General features: G+C 68.6%; 15 protein-coding genes. All 15 read left to right on the top strand.

Annotation, left to right across the window (positions count from 1 at the left end; all coding sequences use genetic code 11):
- Nucleotides 1-63 precede the first annotated feature (63 nt).
- The 15 genes from F9B98_RS02460 (at nucleotide 64) to F9B98_RS02395 (ending at nucleotide 15,698) form a co-directional block, all read left to right on the top strand.
- Nucleotides 64-846: a biotin--[acetyl-CoA-carboxylase] ligase gene (locus F9B98_RS02460; RefSeq protein WP_150952379.1), complete on the top strand. Its 783-nt coding sequence runs from the start codon at nucleotides 64-66 to the stop codon at nucleotides 844-846.
- 59 nt (nucleotides 847-905) lie between these two features.
- Complete coding sequence (locus F9B98_RS02455; RefSeq protein ID WP_150952376.1) at nucleotides 906-1,460, top strand: PH domain-containing protein; 555 nt, start codon at nucleotides 906-908, stop codon at nucleotides 1,458-1,460.
- Nucleotides 1,461-1,533: 73 nt separating this feature from the next.
- A complete protein-coding gene (locus tag F9B98_RS02450; RefSeq protein ID WP_150952373.1) occupies nucleotides 1,534-2,667 on the top strand; it encodes a 5-(carboxyamino)imidazole ribonucleotide synthase in 1,134 nt (377 codons plus the stop codon).
- Between the two features lie 120 nt (nucleotides 2,668-2,787).
- A complete protein-coding gene (gene purE, locus F9B98_RS02445) occupies nucleotides 2,788-3,255 on the top strand; it encodes a 5-(carboxyamino)imidazole ribonucleotide mutase (RefSeq protein ID WP_150955774.1) in 468 nt (155 codons plus the stop codon).
- A gap of 53 nt (nucleotides 3,256-3,308) precedes the next feature.
- Nucleotides 3,309-4,715: an LCP family protein gene (locus tag F9B98_RS02440; protein ID WP_150952371.1), complete on the top strand. Its 1,407-nt coding sequence runs from the start codon at nucleotides 3,309-3,311 to the stop codon at nucleotides 4,713-4,715.
- Nucleotides 4,712-5,815, top strand: a complete 1,104-nt coding sequence (locus tag F9B98_RS02435) for a glycosyltransferase family 4 protein (RefSeq protein ID WP_150952368.1) — start codon at nucleotides 4,712-4,714, stop codon at nucleotides 5,813-5,815. The genes F9B98_RS02440 and F9B98_RS02435 overlap by 4 nt, the downstream gene beginning before the upstream one ends.
- A gap of 79 nt (nucleotides 5,816-5,894) precedes the next feature.
- A complete protein-coding gene (locus F9B98_RS02430; protein WP_150952365.1) occupies nucleotides 5,895-6,731 on the top strand; it encodes an ABC transporter permease in 837 nt (278 codons plus the stop codon).
- On the top strand, nucleotides 6,728-7,468 hold the full coding sequence (locus F9B98_RS02425; RefSeq protein ID WP_225310193.1) for an ABC transporter ATP-binding protein: 741 nt from the start codon (nucleotides 6,728-6,730) through the stop codon (nucleotides 7,466-7,468). Before F9B98_RS02430 ends, F9B98_RS02425 begins: the two co-directional genes overlap by 4 nt.
- Nucleotides 7,469-7,495: 27 nt before the next feature.
- Complete coding sequence (locus F9B98_RS02420) at nucleotides 7,496-8,728, top strand: acyltransferase family protein (protein WP_150952362.1); 1,233 nt, start codon at nucleotides 7,496-7,498, stop codon at nucleotides 8,726-8,728.
- 22 nt (nucleotides 8,729-8,750) lie between these two features.
- A complete protein-coding gene (locus F9B98_RS15830; RefSeq protein WP_191966637.1) occupies nucleotides 8,751-9,629 on the top strand; it encodes a glycosyltransferase family 2 protein in 879 nt (292 codons plus the stop codon).
- A 13-nt stretch (nucleotides 9,630-9,642) separates the two neighbouring features.
- Complete coding sequence (locus tag F9B98_RS02415; protein ID WP_191966636.1) at nucleotides 9,643-10,746, top strand: glycosyltransferase family 2 protein; 1,104 nt, start codon at nucleotides 9,643-9,645, stop codon at nucleotides 10,744-10,746.
- Nucleotides 10,743-11,387, top strand: coding sequence for a DapH/DapD/GlmU-related protein (locus F9B98_RS02410; RefSeq protein WP_150952356.1), 645 nt, complete (start codon nucleotides 10,743-10,745; stop codon nucleotides 11,385-11,387). Before F9B98_RS02415 ends, F9B98_RS02410 begins: the two co-directional genes overlap by 4 nt.
- Entirely contained in the window at nucleotides 11,377-12,525 is a 1,149-nt protein-coding gene (locus F9B98_RS02405) for a DegT/DnrJ/EryC1/StrS family aminotransferase (protein WP_150952353.1), read from the top strand. Before F9B98_RS02410 ends, F9B98_RS02405 begins: the two co-directional genes overlap by 11 nt.
- Nucleotides 12,525-13,475 carry a glycosyltransferase family 2 protein gene (locus F9B98_RS02400; RefSeq protein ID WP_150952350.1) on the top strand — a complete coding sequence of 317 codons (951 nt, stop codon included), beginning with the start codon at nucleotides 12,525-12,527 and terminating at the stop codon, nucleotides 13,473-13,475. The genes F9B98_RS02405 and F9B98_RS02400 overlap by 1 nt, the downstream gene beginning before the upstream one ends.
- A gap of 114 nt (nucleotides 13,476-13,589) precedes the next feature.
- Nucleotides 13,590-15,698: a hypothetical protein gene (locus tag F9B98_RS02395; RefSeq protein ID WP_150952347.1), complete on the top strand. Its 2,109-nt coding sequence runs from the start codon at nucleotides 13,590-13,592 to the stop codon at nucleotides 15,696-15,698.
- The last annotated feature ends 30 nt before the right edge of the window (nucleotides 15,699-15,728 follow it).

Raw genomic sequence — 15,728 nt, 5'->3', positions numbered from 1 at the left:
TCGAGCGCAGGAGGAAAAGGCAAGTGGATGCCGGGACCCCGGCCGAATCTCTAGGGTGTGCTCATGCCGATCCCCGCTGCCGGATACCCGCACACCGCCGCCCACAGCCCCCGCGTGCAGGTCGTCGAGACAACCGACTCCACGAACGCCGACGTCATCGCCGCGGTCACCGCCGACCCCGCCGGCTGGCCGCACCTGTCCGTGCTCGTCACCGACGACCAGCGCGCCGGACGCGGGCGCCTCGACCGCACCTGGACGGCTCCCGCCGGGACCGCGCTCGCCGTCTCGGTCGTCGTCGACGCCACCATGATCCCGGCCGAGCAGCGCGGGTGGGTCCCGCTCGCCGCCGGGGCGGCCATGACCCGCGCCGTCCGTGCCCAGCTCACCGGCCACGGCTCGACGGCCGAGCTGAAGTGGCCGAACGACGTGCTCGTCGACGGCGGCAAGATCTGCGGCATCCTGGCCGAGGTCGTCCCCGGTGCCCCCGACACCGTCGTGGTGGGCGCGGGCGTCAACACCCGGATGAGTCGAGCCGATCTTCCGGTGACCACCGCGACCTCGTTCGCCGCGATCGGGGCCGCGTGCGACGACGACCGGCTGCTCGCCGACTACCTCGACGATCTCGGCAAGACGCTCGCGCGGCTCGCGCACGACGACGTCGATCGGATCCACCACGAGATCGAGAAGCTCTGCGTCACCGTCGGCAAAGAGGTGACCGTCGCGATGCCCGACGGCTCGACGCTGCAGGGCACCGCCGCACGGCTCGACCGCGACGGCCGCCTCGTCGTCGAGGCGGGCACGATCGAGACCGCCGTCTCGGCCGGAGACGTCGTCCACGTGCGCTGAGGGCGCGGCGCTCCGCGTGGCAGCGGGGCGACGACGCTCCCGCACCGCACAATGAGAGCGTGACCCAGCCGTCGAACTCGATCGGGCGCCCGCGGATGCCGGCGCCGGGTACGGTCGCGCCCGAGCTGCGCATCGCCCGGCTGCGCTCGCACGCGCGGCGGCTGTTCTGGTCGGCCCTCGTGCTCGTCGGAGTCGCCGGGGCCACGGCCTACTTCTATGACAACCTGCCCGCGCCGTACGAGAACTGGATGCTGCTGACGGCAGCCGGGGTCCTCGTCCTGCTGCTCGTGGTCATCCCCTTCCTCGTGTGGCTCTCGCACACGTGGACCATCACGACCCGCCGCGTCATCGAGCGCTCGGGCCCCTTCGGTGCGAACCGCCGCGAGATCTCGCACGTGCGCGGCTACGCGATCCAGATGCGTCGCGGGATCCTGCAGCGCATGTGGGGAGCGGGGACGCTGTCGCTGTCGAACGGCGTCGAACCGGTGCTGCGGCTGAAGAACATTCCGCACGCGGTGCTCGTGCACGAGACCCTCGTCGACCAGGTCGAGGTCAACCAGATCCTCGCGCACCGCGACGCGCAGTCCTTCGGCTCGGGCTCCGTCACTCTCTGACCCCCGCCGGCTCCGGTCCGGCTCGCGCCTTCGCGGGTGGCCCGACAGAATGGATGCCGACGGAAGGAGCGGCATGGCGCTGCGAGTCGGAGTGGTCGGTGGCGGACAGCTGGCGCGGATGATGATCGCGCCCGCCGTGGAGCTGGGGGTCGAGATCCGCGTCCTCGCGGAGGACGAGGGCATGTCCGCGGCGCTCGCCGCAACGGCCGTCGGCGACTACCGCGACGCCGAGACCGTGCTGCACTTCGCCCGTGACGTCGACGTCATCACCTTCGATCACGAGCACGTGCCGCAGGATGTGCTGGCCACCCTCGTCGACGCCGGCGTCGCCGTCCACCCCGGACCCGCGCCCCTCGGCGTCGCCCAGGACAAGCTCGTCATGCGCGCGAAGATGGCGGAACTCGGACTCCCGCAGCCGGACTGGGCCGCCGTGTCCTCGGCATCCGAGCTGCAGGACTTCCTCGACGCACACGGCGGCCGCGCCGTCGTGAAGACGCCGCGCGGCGGGTACGACGGCAAGGGAGTGCGCGTGGTCTCGGCCGCGACCGAGGCCGACGACTGGTTCGCCGCCCTCGCCGAGGACGGCAACGGCGGTTCGCTCCTGGTCGAGGAGCTCGTCGACTTCACGCGCGAGCTCGCTCAGCAGGTCGCCCGTCGTCCCTCGGGTGAGGTGCGCGCCTACCCCGTCGTCGAGACGGTGCAGCGCGACGGGGTGTGCGCCGAGGTCGTCGCTCCGGCTCCGCGCGCCGACGCCCGCGTGCAGCGCGTGGCCGCCGAGATCGGCGTCGCCGTGGCCGAGGGGCTCGGCGTCACCGGCATGCTCGCCGTCGAGCTGTTCGAGACGAGCGACGAGCGCATCCTCATCAACGAACTCGCCATGCGCCCCCACAACAGCGGGCACTGGACGCAGGACGGCGCGGTCACGAGCCAGTTCGAGCAGCACCTGCGGGCGGTCCTCGACCTGCCCCTCGGATCGACGGATGCCGTGGCCCCGTGGTCGGTGATGATCAACGTCCTGGGCGGCCCCGCCGAGGGCAGCCTCGACGAGCGGTTCGCCGCCGCCATGGCCGCGCACCCGTCCGCGAAGATCCACACCTACGGCAAGGCGCCGCGCCCGGGCCGCAAGGTCGGACACGTCAACGTCATCGGCGACGACCTCGACGAGATCGTCTACGAGGGGCGTGCCGCCGCCGCATTCTTCGACTGAAGCCCGCGGCGGACCACGGCGTGTGAGCGTGCCGCTCCGCGATCTTCCAGCGAGCCGCCCTAGCCTGGACCAGTGACCCGGCCGCTGCATTCTTCCGAGACGCCCGTGGTCGGCGTCGTCATGGGCTCCGACTCCGACTGGCGCGTGATGAACGCGGCCAGCGAGGTGTTGACCGAGTTCGGCATCGCGCACGAGGTCGAGGTGGTCTCGGCCCATCGCACGCCCGACAAGCTCATCCGCTACGGGCGCGAGGCGCGCGGGCGTGGGCTGCGCGCCATCATCGCCGGGGCCGGGGGTGCTGCGCACCTGCCGGGCATGTTGGCATCCGTCACCGCCCTTCCCGTCATCGGTGTGCCGGTACAGCTGGCGACCCTCGACGGGCTCGACTCTCTGCTGTCGATCGTGCAGATGCCCGCGGGCATTCCCGTCGCGACCGTCTCGATCAACGGGGCGAAGAACGCCGGGCTCTTGGCGGCTCGCATCCTCGGCAGCGCCGACGCCGAGCTCGCCGAGCGCGTCGAGGCGTACGCGCGGGATCTCGAGGCGCAGGTCGACGAGAAGAACCGGCGTCTGAAGGACTCCCTGTGACGCTCGCGGCCGCCCGTCCCCGCTCTCGGGCGCACGTCGTGGAGCAGCTCCCGATGCGCAACCCCGACGCGGGCTCGACGGCGGTCATGACCCGTCGCGGCTGGTGGCTGGTGGCGCTCAACTTCCTGCTGCCCGGTTCCGCGCAGGTGGTCGCGGGCAACCGGCGCCTCGGGCGCTTCGGTCTGGGCGCGACGCTGGCGATGTGGACGATCCTCGTGCTCGCGGGGCTCGGCGCCCTCCTCATGCCCAGCGGGCTGTTCGCACTGGCGACCGGATCGTTCATCCCCGACTTCCTGTCGTGGTTCCGCCCCCTGCCGCTGACCCTCGTGCAGATCGCCCTCATCGGCTACGTCGTGCTGTGGATCGTGTTGACCGTCGACACCCTGCGCCTGGTGCGCCTGGTCAAGGTCGGGCCCCTGTCGCGCGTGGCCATGGCCATCGTCTCGGTGGCTCTGCTCGTGGTCTCGGGCTCGGGTGCGGCCTGGGCGGCCCAGGCGGCGGGGACCACGCGCGACGCTTTTGCGGAGCTGTTCGCCGAGTCGGCGCCGGTCGTGCCGCCCTCCGACGGGTACTACAACATCCTCCTGCTGGGCGCCGACTCCGGCGAGGGGCGCGACTCGATGCGCTTCGACAGCATCTCGGTGGTCTCGATCAACGCCGACACCGGCGCGACGACGATCACCGGCATCCCGCGCGACATGCCGCACTTCCCCTTCGCCGCCGGGCCCATGCAGGACAAGTACCCCGACGGGCACACCGGCTACGCCAACGCGACCTGCGGGTGGGGGAGCGGCATCAACCAGCTCCGCACCGAGGTCGAGGTCTGCCAGGACGGCAACAAGCTCTACCCCAAGGCGAAAGCCGAGGGGTCCGAGCCCGGTATCGAGGCGACCAAGGACGCCGCCGAGGGGATCATGGGCATCCAGATCCCGTATTACGTGCTCATCGACATGAAAGGCTTCGCCGACCTGATCGACGCGCTCGGCGGCGTCGACATCGACGTGAAGGAGCGCCTGCCTAAGGGCGGTCCCGCCTACGACGGCCAGCCGGTCGACGACTGGGCCTTCGGCTGGGTCGAGCCCGGCCAGCAGCACATGGACGGCGACACCGCCCAGTGGTACGCCCGCTCGCGCTACACCACGAGCGACTTCGACCGCATGCGGCGCCAGCGCGAGCTGCAGGAGGCGATCCTGGCCCAGACCACGCCGCAGAACGTGCTGACGCACTTCCAGGAGGTCGCCGCCGCGGGCACCAACATCGTCGAGACCGACCTGCCGCAGGGGCTCATCGCCCCGACCCTGGTGAACCTCGCCCTCAAGGCGAAGGACCAGCCGGTCGGCACCCTCGAGCTCACCCCGGCGGGCGGTGTCGACGAGTTCGACCCCGACTACGCCCAGGTGCAGAAGATGGTGCACGACAAGCTGCACCCGGCGACCGAGACGGAGGCGCCCTCCTCGTGACCGTGACCCTGCGCGTCGTGCTCGACCAGCTCGTCGCCTCGACCTCCCGCGACCTCGCCGAGGCCTCCGCCTCGCTCGCCGAGGCGCTCGTGGCCACGGCACCGCGCGGCTGCGACGTCGCGGCGATCGTCCCCTCCCCGGGCATCCCCGAGGAGCACGCGATCGCCGGCCTCACCTCCGAGACCCGCCTGGCCGTGCGCCGCCGCGAGCTCGCGGCATCCTGGCAGCTCGGCGTCGCCCCCGGCATCGGCAAGGGGCTCATCCACTCGCCGACCGCCCTCGCCCCGCTCGTGCGTCACGACCGCGTCAACGAGACGCACCAGATCGTCGTGACGCTGTGGGACCTGCGGGCGTGGGAGACGCCCGACGAGCTGCCCAAGGCGGAGGTGCTCGCCGCCCGTGCGTTGCTCTCGCGCGTGGGCAAGCACGCCGACGCGGTCATCGTCCCCACGCACGCGATGGCGGAGCGCCTCGCGGAGGTCGCGAAGTCGAAGCTCGTGAAGAAGGTGCGCGTGATCGGCGGCGCCCCCGCCGAGGGCCTGCGCGTGCCCTCGGATGCCGTGGGGCGCCTTCGCGCCCTCGACTTGCCGTCGACGTTCGTGGCGCTCGCCGGCGGCAGCTGCCCCTCGGACGCCCTCCAGTCGGCCTTCGCAGCCGTCGTCGCCTCCGGGTGGGAGGGCGACGTGGTCGTCCTCGACGTCCCGGAGGGAGACGAACCCGCCGTCGCCGACGTGGCCTCCGCCGCGGGCCTGGCCGAGGGGCGCCTGCACGCGCGCGGGTCCCTGGACCGCTGGGACCGGGCTGCCGTGCTGTCGCACGCCGCCGCCTTCGTCGCCTCCTGCGCCCGAGCCGACTGGCCCTGGCGCGCGGTCGACGCCCTCGCGGTAGGGGTCCCCATCGCCGCCGTCGACGCCCCCGTGCTGCGCGAGGTGCTGGCCGACGCCGCCGCCTTCGCCCCCGCCGACCAGCTCGGCGACGCCCTCGCCCGGGCGCTGGGGGAGGACGCCGACCGCCTGCGCGTCCTGGCCGGCGACCGCGCGAAGGGCTTCGCCTGGGGTGCGTCGGCCGACCGGGTGTGGGCGCTGCACGCGGAGCTGTGAGGGCGGCTCCCGCCTATTCCCCAGGTGCGATTGGGATACATTTGACCGTTGTTGTGTTCCCTGATCGACACGAGGTTTCATGGGGTATGTGAGAGAGCTCCTCTCGGCGCGCGAACTGCTGGCGAACCTCGCCCTCCGCGAAATCAGGGGGAAGTACAAGAGGACCGTTCTCGGCCAGCTGTGGTCGCTCGCGAACCCGCTCGCCTTGATGCTCATCTACACGGCGGTCTTCTCGCTCATCCTGCGCGTCAAGCCGGACCCGGGTGACCCCAGCGGTCTCGACGTCTTCGCCTTGTGGTTGTTGTCCGGACTGCTGCCGTGGTTGTTCTTCTCGAACGCGGTGTCCGTGGGCATGGGCTCTCTCGTCGACAATGCGAGCCTGATCCAGAAGGTGTATTTCCCCCGGATCGTGCTCCCGCTTTCCATCGTGCTGTCGATCGCGTACACCTGGCTGATCGAGACGGCTGTTCTGATCGTCATCCTCAGCCTTTTCGGCGCGGTCGTGTGGCCGTGGATCCCGCTCGTGCTCGCAGGGATGGTGCTCCTCGTCCTGTTCTCCGCGGGACTCGCGCTAATGCTCTCGGTCGCCAACGTGTACTTCCGGGACACGCAGTACCTGCTCGGGTTGGTCATGCAGTTCTGGCTCTACCTGACGCCCATCATCTATCCCGTCTCCTACGTCGAGAACCTCTCGGCGACGACGGGACCGCTCTTCGGGACGTCCCTCACCGTGCTGGATCTCTATCGCATCAACCCGATGGATCGGTTCGTCGAGATCTTCCGCACACTTCTTTACGACAACACGTTCCCGGAACCCGGTGACTGGGCGGCGGCGGCGGCGTGGGCATTGGCCGCTCTCGTCGTCGGCCTGTGGGTCTTCCGTCGGAGCGAAAGACGATTGGCGGAGGTCCTGTGAGCATCGGTCAGGTCGACATCGAGGGCGTGGGCAAGAAGTTCCGTCTCTACAAAGAGCGCAATCAGAGCCTCAAATCGGCGGTCATGCGGGGTCGCATCTCCGTCCACAAGGACTTCTGGGCCGTGCGCGATGTCAGCTTCACGGTCCCGGCCGGTTCGACCTTCGGGCTCATCGGGAGCAACGGGTCGGGTAAGTCGACCCTCTTGAAGTGCCTGGCTCGCATCCTGGTCCCCGATGAGGGCGACATCCGCCCGCAGGGCAAGATCGCGGCGCTGCTCGAAGTCGGATCGGGATTCCACCCCGAATTGACGGGTCGAGAGAACGTGTACCTGAACGGCTCCATCCTGGGGATGTCGCAACGGGAGATCAAGGCGAAGTTCGACGAGATCGTCGACTTCTCGGGCGTCGCGGACTTCATCGATCAGCCCGTGAAGAACTACTCGTCGGGCATGTACGTGCGTCTGGGGTTCGCTGTGGCCATCAACGTCGATCCCGACATCCTCGTCGTGGACGAGGTGCTGGCGGTCGGTGACGTCGAGTTCCAGGAGAAATGCGCGGAGAAGTTCGTCGAATTCAAGCGCCAGGGCAAGACGGTCATCCTCGTGAGCCACGCCATGGAAGCGGTGAAAGAAATGTGCGACAACGTCGCGTGGATGAAGGACGGGTCTTTGGTCGAGACCGGCGCCGCGGATATCGTCATCGAGCGTTATCTCGCCTCCCTGCATCATGGTGGCTGACGGAACGTTCCGAGGAGGGGCGAAGACATGGTCTCGGTGAGTTCGACGACGGATGTTCCCCGCTCGAATCTGCTTCGGGGCTCAGGGGTCTCGCTCGGCGAGGCTCTCGACGGTCATCGCAACTCCCTCGGCGTCCTGCGGCTGATCCTCGCCTCCCTGGTCATCGTCGACCACGCGTTCCCGCTCGGCGGTTTCGACGAGGACCCGTTCTGGAGGTACACCAACGGACAAACCTCCCTCGGTGGTCTCGCGGTCGGCGGCTTCTTCGCGGTGAGCGGGTACCTCATCGTCAAGAGCGGCGTCGCGACCGACGTCGTCCAGTTCCTGTGGCGACGTGCCATCCGCATCTTCCCCGCTTTCTGGGGGGTGCTCGTCTTCGCGGCGTTCGTCGTCGGCCCATCCGTCTGGTGGGCGGAGGGGCGCCCGCTGGGCGAATACTTCACCCTCGGCCCCGGAGGTCCGTTCGGCTACGTGACCGCCAACTGGACCCTGTCGATCGGTGCGTACGGCATCCACGACCTCTTCGTCGAGACGCCGTACGGGCAAACCGTGCAAGCGAGCGTTCTGAACGGGTCGCTGTGGACGCTGGCCTACGAGTGGGGCTTCTATCTTCTGATCGCGGTCCTCGCGGTCTCGGCGGTCCTGGCGCGCGCGCGGATCGTCGTGCCGGCCCTGACCGGTGCGTTTCTGGTCGCGCATGTGGCCTCGGTGGTCGCCCCCGATCGCATGGGCGCGATCCTGCCCTTGCTGGCGGATCCGCAAGTCATCTTCCTCGGCACCGCCTTCCTCGTGGGCTCGACGCTCGGCATCTACTCCGAGCGCATCGCCTACGACGATCGACTGGGGATTCTCGCCGCCGTGGTACTGATCGGCACGATGTTCACGGGCGGGTTCGCCGTCCTCGGTATCCCCGCCGGGGGATACCTGGTGCTGTACCTGGCCGCCCGTCTGCCGCGGTGGCTGCAGTGGATCGGTGCGAAGAACGACTACTCCTACGGCGTGTACGTCTACGGCTTCCTCGTCCAGCAGTGCTTGGCCTACCTCGGGGTCTTCCGCGCCGGCTACGTGCTCTTCACCCTCGCGGCCGTGCCCATCACGTTCTTCTTGGCATGGTTGAGTTGGCATGTGATCGAGAAGCGCGCCCTCGCGCTGAAGAACTGGGGCCCCGGCAAGGGGATCGCGTTCTGGCGTTCGCGCTGGACGTCACGATCGCGAAGTGCATCGACGGACGCCTCGGCGTCGCCCATCGGAGTGGAGTAGGGAAAGACGAATGAGTAGACGAGTGACCGTGCAATCGGTCCTGTACGCCAACTCGCCGGAAGACGTCCGACGGGCCGCCGAGGCGGCCTTCAACTCTCTAGAGCGTGCGATGGCCGCGGGAGTGGTGAGCGGGTGGGACTACCGCCTCGGTGACTGCGCCCCCTCGCCCACGCTGCCGGACGAGGTCGTCGCCGAGATCGGCCGGTCGGCCGTCGAGGCGGGCGGTCGGTCCGACGTCGAGTTCTTCGCGGCGAACCTCGGCTCGGCCGCCGGGCACAACAGGCTCGCGGCGCGGTCCGATGCGGACGTCCTGCTCTTCCTGAATCCGGATGCCAGGATGGCCCCGGACGCCGTCGAATCCCTCGTGCGTGCATTGCGCGGCGACGTCGGGGTCGTCGAGGCGCGGCAGGTCCCCCTCGATCACCCCAAGGACTACGAGCCCGGGACCGGCGACACGAGCTGGGCGTCGACCGCCTGCGCGGTCACCCCGCGGGAACTCTTCGAACGCGTGGGCGGTTTCGACTCCGAGACGTTCTTCCTCTACGGCGACGATGTGGACTACTCCTGGCGCGTGCGGCTCGAGGGACTTCGTGTCCTCTTCGAGCCCGCTGCGGCCGTGTTCCACGACAAGCGCCTCCTGGTCGACGCGTCATGGCCCACCACGCCGGCCGAACGCTACTACTCCGCCGAAGCGTCGCTCATGCTCGCCTGGAAGTACTCCCATTCCGAGCGCGTCGAGCAGCTGCTGGAGGTGTTCCGCACCAGCGACGTCGAGTTCCTCGAGCGAGCTGGGCGCGCATTCAATTCCCGACGCGCGGCGGGGGATCTGCCGAGCCCTCTCGACCCTGAGCACACCGTGGCCAGATTCATCGGAGATCACTATGCACAGCACCGCTTCTGATCGGACCAACCGGGTGGAGCGCATACCTGCGGCGCGCGCGGACTCGCTCACCGCTCTGTTCCACCACATCGAAGAGCAGCCCGCGTCCAGCCGTGGGGCCCACCGCCTCACCGACCTGCTCACGGTGGAGTTGTCCCAGGCGGGTGCGACGCGCACCTGCTTCCTCACCGTGGTCCTCCGAACCCAGGGCCGTCGCCCCGAGACGCTCAAGGACTCCCTCCTCTGTCTCGCGGGCCAGACCTCCCAGGATTTCGAGGTCCTGGTGATGTGCCATCACACCGATCCCGCGGAGCAGCAGATCGTCGAGGAGCTCGTGGCGGCGCAGCCCGCGAGCTTCCGGGAACGCATCCGCGTCGTCCGCGTCGGAGGCGGGCGCCGGGCCAGGCCCTTGAACGAGGCCATCGAACTCTCCCGCGGGCGATACCTCTCCTTCTTCGACGACGACGATCTGGTCTTCGGCAATTGGGTCGAGACGTTCGCGAAGATCGCCGAACGCGAGCCGGGAAAGCTCGTGCGCTCGGTCGTCGCCTCGCAGAAAGCGCACCACGAGTCGTGGGCGGGCGGAAAGGACGGCTTCCGTCACACCTCATGGCCTCGCGCGGAATACCCGGCCACATTCGACCAGTTCGCCCACCTGCGGATGAATTTCTCTCCCTTCATGGGGTGGGCCTTTCCTGTTCAACTGTTCACCGTCCTGGGCCTGCGGTTCGACGAGGAGCTCTACGTCTGCGAGGACTGGGACATGATCCTGCGAGGATCGCTGCTCCTGGGAGTCGCCGACGCGGGGGAGATGACAGCGATCTACCGGCGATGGGAAGGACGGGAGTCGTCCTACACCGCCCACGATCAGACGCAATGGCAGGCCTCTCAGCTGAGGGTGTCGGCCAAGATCGATGAGCACGTCGTGCTGGGCCGGGGCGGGACCGTCGCCGAGATCGTGTCGCTTCTGAACGATCGCGATGAACTGCGACGCGTCCGCGGCGATCTCGATGCGCTCCTGCGGAGCCGCGGCTTCCGATACGCCGCCCCGATCCGGTTCGCCATGCGGGTGGCCGATTTCGGTCGTCGGAAGACGCAAGGCCTTCGCGCGAGAGTGGCGAATCGATCGCGGCCGTGACCGAGGCGCTCCGGATCGGCATCCTGGGGGCGGGTGGTCAGGCGCGTGAGGTCGCAGAGTTCCTGCGCGAGACGGTCGCCTTCTTCGCCGTCGACGACGAGCATCTCCCCACCGCTCGGGCAGCGATCAACGGACCCACCCCCGTCGTCAGCCTCTCCTCCGCGGAGGGGGAGCGGAGTGTACCCGTCGTCGCGGCGCTGGGAGCGCCCGGAGCGCGCCGGGGTATCGTTCAGCGATGGCCTGGTTCGCTCTTCGCCCAAGCGGTGTCGCGGGCGGCGTATGTGGCCGTTGACGCGCGGTTGGGCGTGGGAACGATGGTCGCTCCCGGCGCGATCATCATGTCGGGGGTTGTCGTGGGTGAGCACGCGCTGATCAACGCGGGGGCCACGGTCGGCCACGATACGGTGATCGGCGCCTACGCCACGATCTCTCCCGGGGTGCGGATCGGCGGGCGGACTGCCATCGGTGCGGGAGCGTTCATCGGCCTAGGGGCCACGATCTTCCAGGGTGTGCGCGTCGAAGAGGGCGCGGTGGTCGGCGCCGGCGCCGTCGTCCGTCACGACGTCCCCGCGCTCGAAGTGCACGTCGGGGTCCCCGCCCGGATCCTTCGCGTCGAGAGGGGGTGGCTCGATGTCGTATGAGATCCCTTTCATCCGGCCCGTCTTCCCGCCTGCCGCGACCATCGCGAGCGATGTCACCGACATCGTCGAATCCAACTGGTTCACGAATTTCGGGCCGAAGGAGCGGGACTTCGCGACTCGGATCGCCGCGTTCGTCGGCGACGACTTCGGTGCGGCGACATTCTGCAATGCGACCATCGCGCTGGTCGCGGCGCTGTCGGTCGTCCTGGGCGACCCGGTGCCGACCGACACCCCTGTTCGACGACGGTTCGTCATCGTGCCGTCGTTCACTTTCGCCGCGGGGCCGCAGTCGATTCACGCCGTCGGCCGCGAACCGCTCCTCATCGACGTCGACGGCGAGACCCTCCAGCCGTCCTTGGCTGCGGCACGCAATGCTCTGCGCGACCGACGATCCGAGATCGACGGCATCCTTCTGTGCAATTCGTTCGGCGTCGGCAATCCTGACGTCGGAGCGTGGGAGGAATTGGCCGCAGAGCACGGCGTGCCGCTCGTAATCGATTCGGCGGCCGGATTCGGCTCCGTGTATCCCGATGGGGCGCCCGTCGGAGCGCGCGGCACATGCGAGGTCTTCTCGTTCCACGCGACCAAACCCTTCGCCATCGGCGAGGGGGGTGCGATCATCTCGCGCGACCTCGACCTGATCGAGTCCGCCCGCTCGTACTCGAACTTCGGCTTCGCGTCCGGCGGGTCGGTCCGTGCCGGCTTGAACGGCAAGCTGCAGGAGATCAACGCCGCGATCGGTCTGAGGCAACTCGAGCGTTTCGAGGAGTCGCTCAGCCGCCGTCGCGAGTTGCTGCGACGCTACGCCCTCGTCTTCGAAGCCCTTCCGGGGGCTCGCCTCGTCCCTCATGCCGAGCTGTCCTCCGTCTGCTTCGCCACGATCGTCCTGCCCGACGAGGGGACGAGGGATGCCATCCTCGCGGGGATGCGCGCAGCCGGCGTGGAGGCGAGGGTCTACTACGCGCCGCCGGTTCATCAGCAGCCTCGATTCGTCGGAGCCGTCCGCCAGGGGACCCTGGCGACAACCGACGCGATGAGCCGACGGTGCATCGCCCTGCCCGTCTTCGAAGGCCTTCCGGAACAGGTCTTCCACCATCTCGCCGACATCATCGACCGCCTTACCCCCCGGAGCACCTGATGACCGACCCCGTAACAGGCCCCACCCCCGGTTCGCTGGAGTGGGCCGTCGCCGATCTGGCGGCTCGCATGCAACGTCTCGAAGATTCGGTGAACGAGTCCGCGGCGGTTCAGCTCGGCTTCAGGGATGAGACCCGCGAGTGGTGGCGCGAGACGGACGGACTTCTTCGCCATCTCGAGTTGCGTTCGCAAGCCCAGATCGAATCCGCCCGTCGAGAGCGGGACGGCATCGAGGATCTTCGGGCCGCGCTCGACGGTTTCCGGATGTCGCCCGGCTACGACGCACTGTGGGACGAGACCGAGCCGCTGGTGACCATCCGTATCGCGAGCTACAACCGGACGCGCGAGCTCGTCGAGACCGCGCTGGCGTCCGTCCTGCAGCAGACCTATCAGCGCCTCGAGATCGTCGTTGTCAACGACGGTCCGAACCCCGCGACGCGCGCTGCCCTCGAGGGCCTGGGCGATCCGCGCGTGCGCTACTTCGAGCTGCCGGAACGAGCGGCATACCCGGCTCATCAGCACCTGCGGTGGATGGTCGCGGGGTCCCCCGCCATGAACGAAGCTGCTCGTCGTGCGGAGGGAGCCTGGATCGCCCCGCTGGACGACGACGACGAGTTCGCGGCGGACCATATCGAGAGACTGCTCGAGCTGGCGCGTGCCGAGCGGGCCGAACTGGTCTACGGCGCCCTCATCCAGCGCGACCGGACCGAGGGTGTCGACCGCGTGATCTTCAGCGACCCGCCCGCGGCGGGCGGATTCAGCTTCCAATCGACTCTGTACCTCTCCGGTCTGCGCTTCTTCGAGTACGACACGGAGAGCTGGCGCGTGGACGAGCCCGGCGATTGGAACCTGGCTCGTCGTATGGTCGCGGCCGGGGTCAGGATGAGTTCGACCCGTGACGTGCACGCCTTCATGAACATGGTCCGCTTCGACAAGCGCGACGACGCCTGAGACCGGACGACATCCGGTCTTCCCGGCGTGCTGCACGTGTCATCGCATCGAGTGTGAGACGCTAACGCGATGGCGTGCGGGTACGGCGGGCGCCCGTGTCAGAGAGGCCCCTCCATGCGTGAACCATCGCCGATCCTCCGCCGGCTGTTCGCGGTGGTGGCTTTCGCCGCGTTGATTCTCGGTGCGGGGCTCCCCGCGACGGGCCTTCTCGATTCGCAGCCCGCTGCGGCGGCCGACGCGTCGAGGTTCGACCCGGGGCTGATCATCACCGACGAGAATTTCTACGACGGGTCGGCGATGTCCGCGTCCGAGGTTCAATCGTTCCTCGATGCGAACAACCGATGCGGACAGAAGGCGAACTGCGTCGCCGCGCTGAAGGGCAACACCCCTTCGATGGCCGCTTCACGGTACTGCAAGGCGATGGACGGCCGGACCCAGGAAACCGCCGCGAGCATGATCGCGAGGGTCGGCGCTGCCTGCAGCATCAGCCAGCGGACGCTCCTCGTGATGCTCCAGAAGGAGCAGGGCCTCATCACGTCGTCGAACCCGTCGCAGTACGCGCTGGACCACGCGCTCGGCCAATCATGTCCGGATACGGCGCCCTGCGACCCCGCGTTCGCGGGCTTCTTCTCGCAGCTGTACTACGGCGCCCGGCAGTTCCAGATCTATCGCGTCACGGCGACGACCGGCGGATGGAATTATGTCGCCGGTCGGGTGAACAACATCAACTACCACCCGGATCCCGCGCGCAACTGCGGCACGAAAGCCGTCTTCATCCAGAACCAGGCGACCGCCGGTCTGTACATCTACACCCCGTACACCCCCAACGACGCCGCCATGCGGAACCTCTACGGTGAGGGCGATCGCTGCTCGGCGTACGGCAATCGCAATTTCTGGCGGATGTGGACCGACTGGTTCGGTGATCCCACCAAGAACGTCAAGTCTCCGGTGGGCGTCCTCACCGAGATGAGCGCGACCGAAGACGGAGTCTGGATCGGTGGCTGGGCCGTGGACGGGGATGCGCTCACCTCGGCACTGCAGATCAAGATCGACGTCGGAGGGAGCACGTCCTACCTGACGGCCGATCAGCCGTATCAACCGGTCGCCGACAACTTCCCGGGGGCGGGCCCGAATCACGGGTTCAGGGGCCTCATTCCCGGCCCGCCGGGGTCGACGCAGAACGTCTGCGTGACGGCGGTGAACCAGAACACGGGAACAGATCAGTCTCTGGGATGCCGTGCCGTCGACTTCCCTGCTCGCGTCTCACCTCGCGGGGAGCTCAAGGACCTCTGGACGACGGTTCGCGGAATCCACTTCTGGGGGTGGGCGATCGATCCCGACGCGGTCGACGCGAGTGTGGATTTGCACGTCCTGGTCGACAAGACCTGGTACGTCGTGACGGCGAATCAGCCCTACGCTCTCGGACCGGAGCTCGTCGCCGGCGCGAACTACCAGCATGGCTTCGGAGCTGTCCTTCCGATCCCGGCGGGCGCGCACACCATCTGCCTTACGATGATCAACAAGAACGCCGGGACGAATGTCCCGTTCGGTTGCCGTGACGTCAAGGTCCCCTCGATCGCGGACGTCTCGCCGCAGGGCGCGGTCCAGAGCGTCACCACCGACGGCCGCGTGATCAACGTGTCCGGATGGGTCGTGGATCCCGACGCAGCCGCGGCGGCCGTTCCCGTGATCGTTCAGGTCGACTCCCAGTGGTACCGCTGGTCGGCCGACAAGCCGAACCGCGACTCGCTCGCCACGTTCCCCGATGCCGGGGCGGACCACGGTTATGCCGGAAGCGTCCCCACCACCCCCGGCACTCATTGGATCTGCATCTACTACCTGAACGCCAACGACGGGGCGGACCCCGCCGCGGATTGTCGTCAGGTGCAGGTCCCGCAGCCTGCCGACCAGTCACCGGTCACCCGCATGATGGGCGCCTACCCGGCAGGCAAGGGGCTGGCGGTGTGGGGTTACGCCTTCGATCCCGACGCCCTCGACGCGACGACGGATGTGATCGTCCAGGTCGATTCGCAGTGGTTCCGTTGGCCGGCGAACCTCGGATACGCCCCGCTCGCGGACACCTACCCCTCTGCCGGTCAGACCCGCGGGTACTACGGCGAGGTGCCGGTGGCTGCGGGGACGCACTGGGTGTGCGCCTACGCGGTGAACCGCAATTCGGGCGCGGACACCAAACCCGAGTGCGTGCAGGTGCGAACGCCGTGAGATCACCCCGGATCGCGAGCGGGGATGGTC

The organism is Microbacterium testaceum StLB037, assembly GCF_008763945.1.
GTDB lineage: Bacteria > Actinomycetota > Actinomycetes > Actinomycetales > Microbacteriaceae > Microbacterium > Microbacterium testaceum_G.
This window is presented reverse-complemented; position numbering and strand designations above follow the sequence as displayed.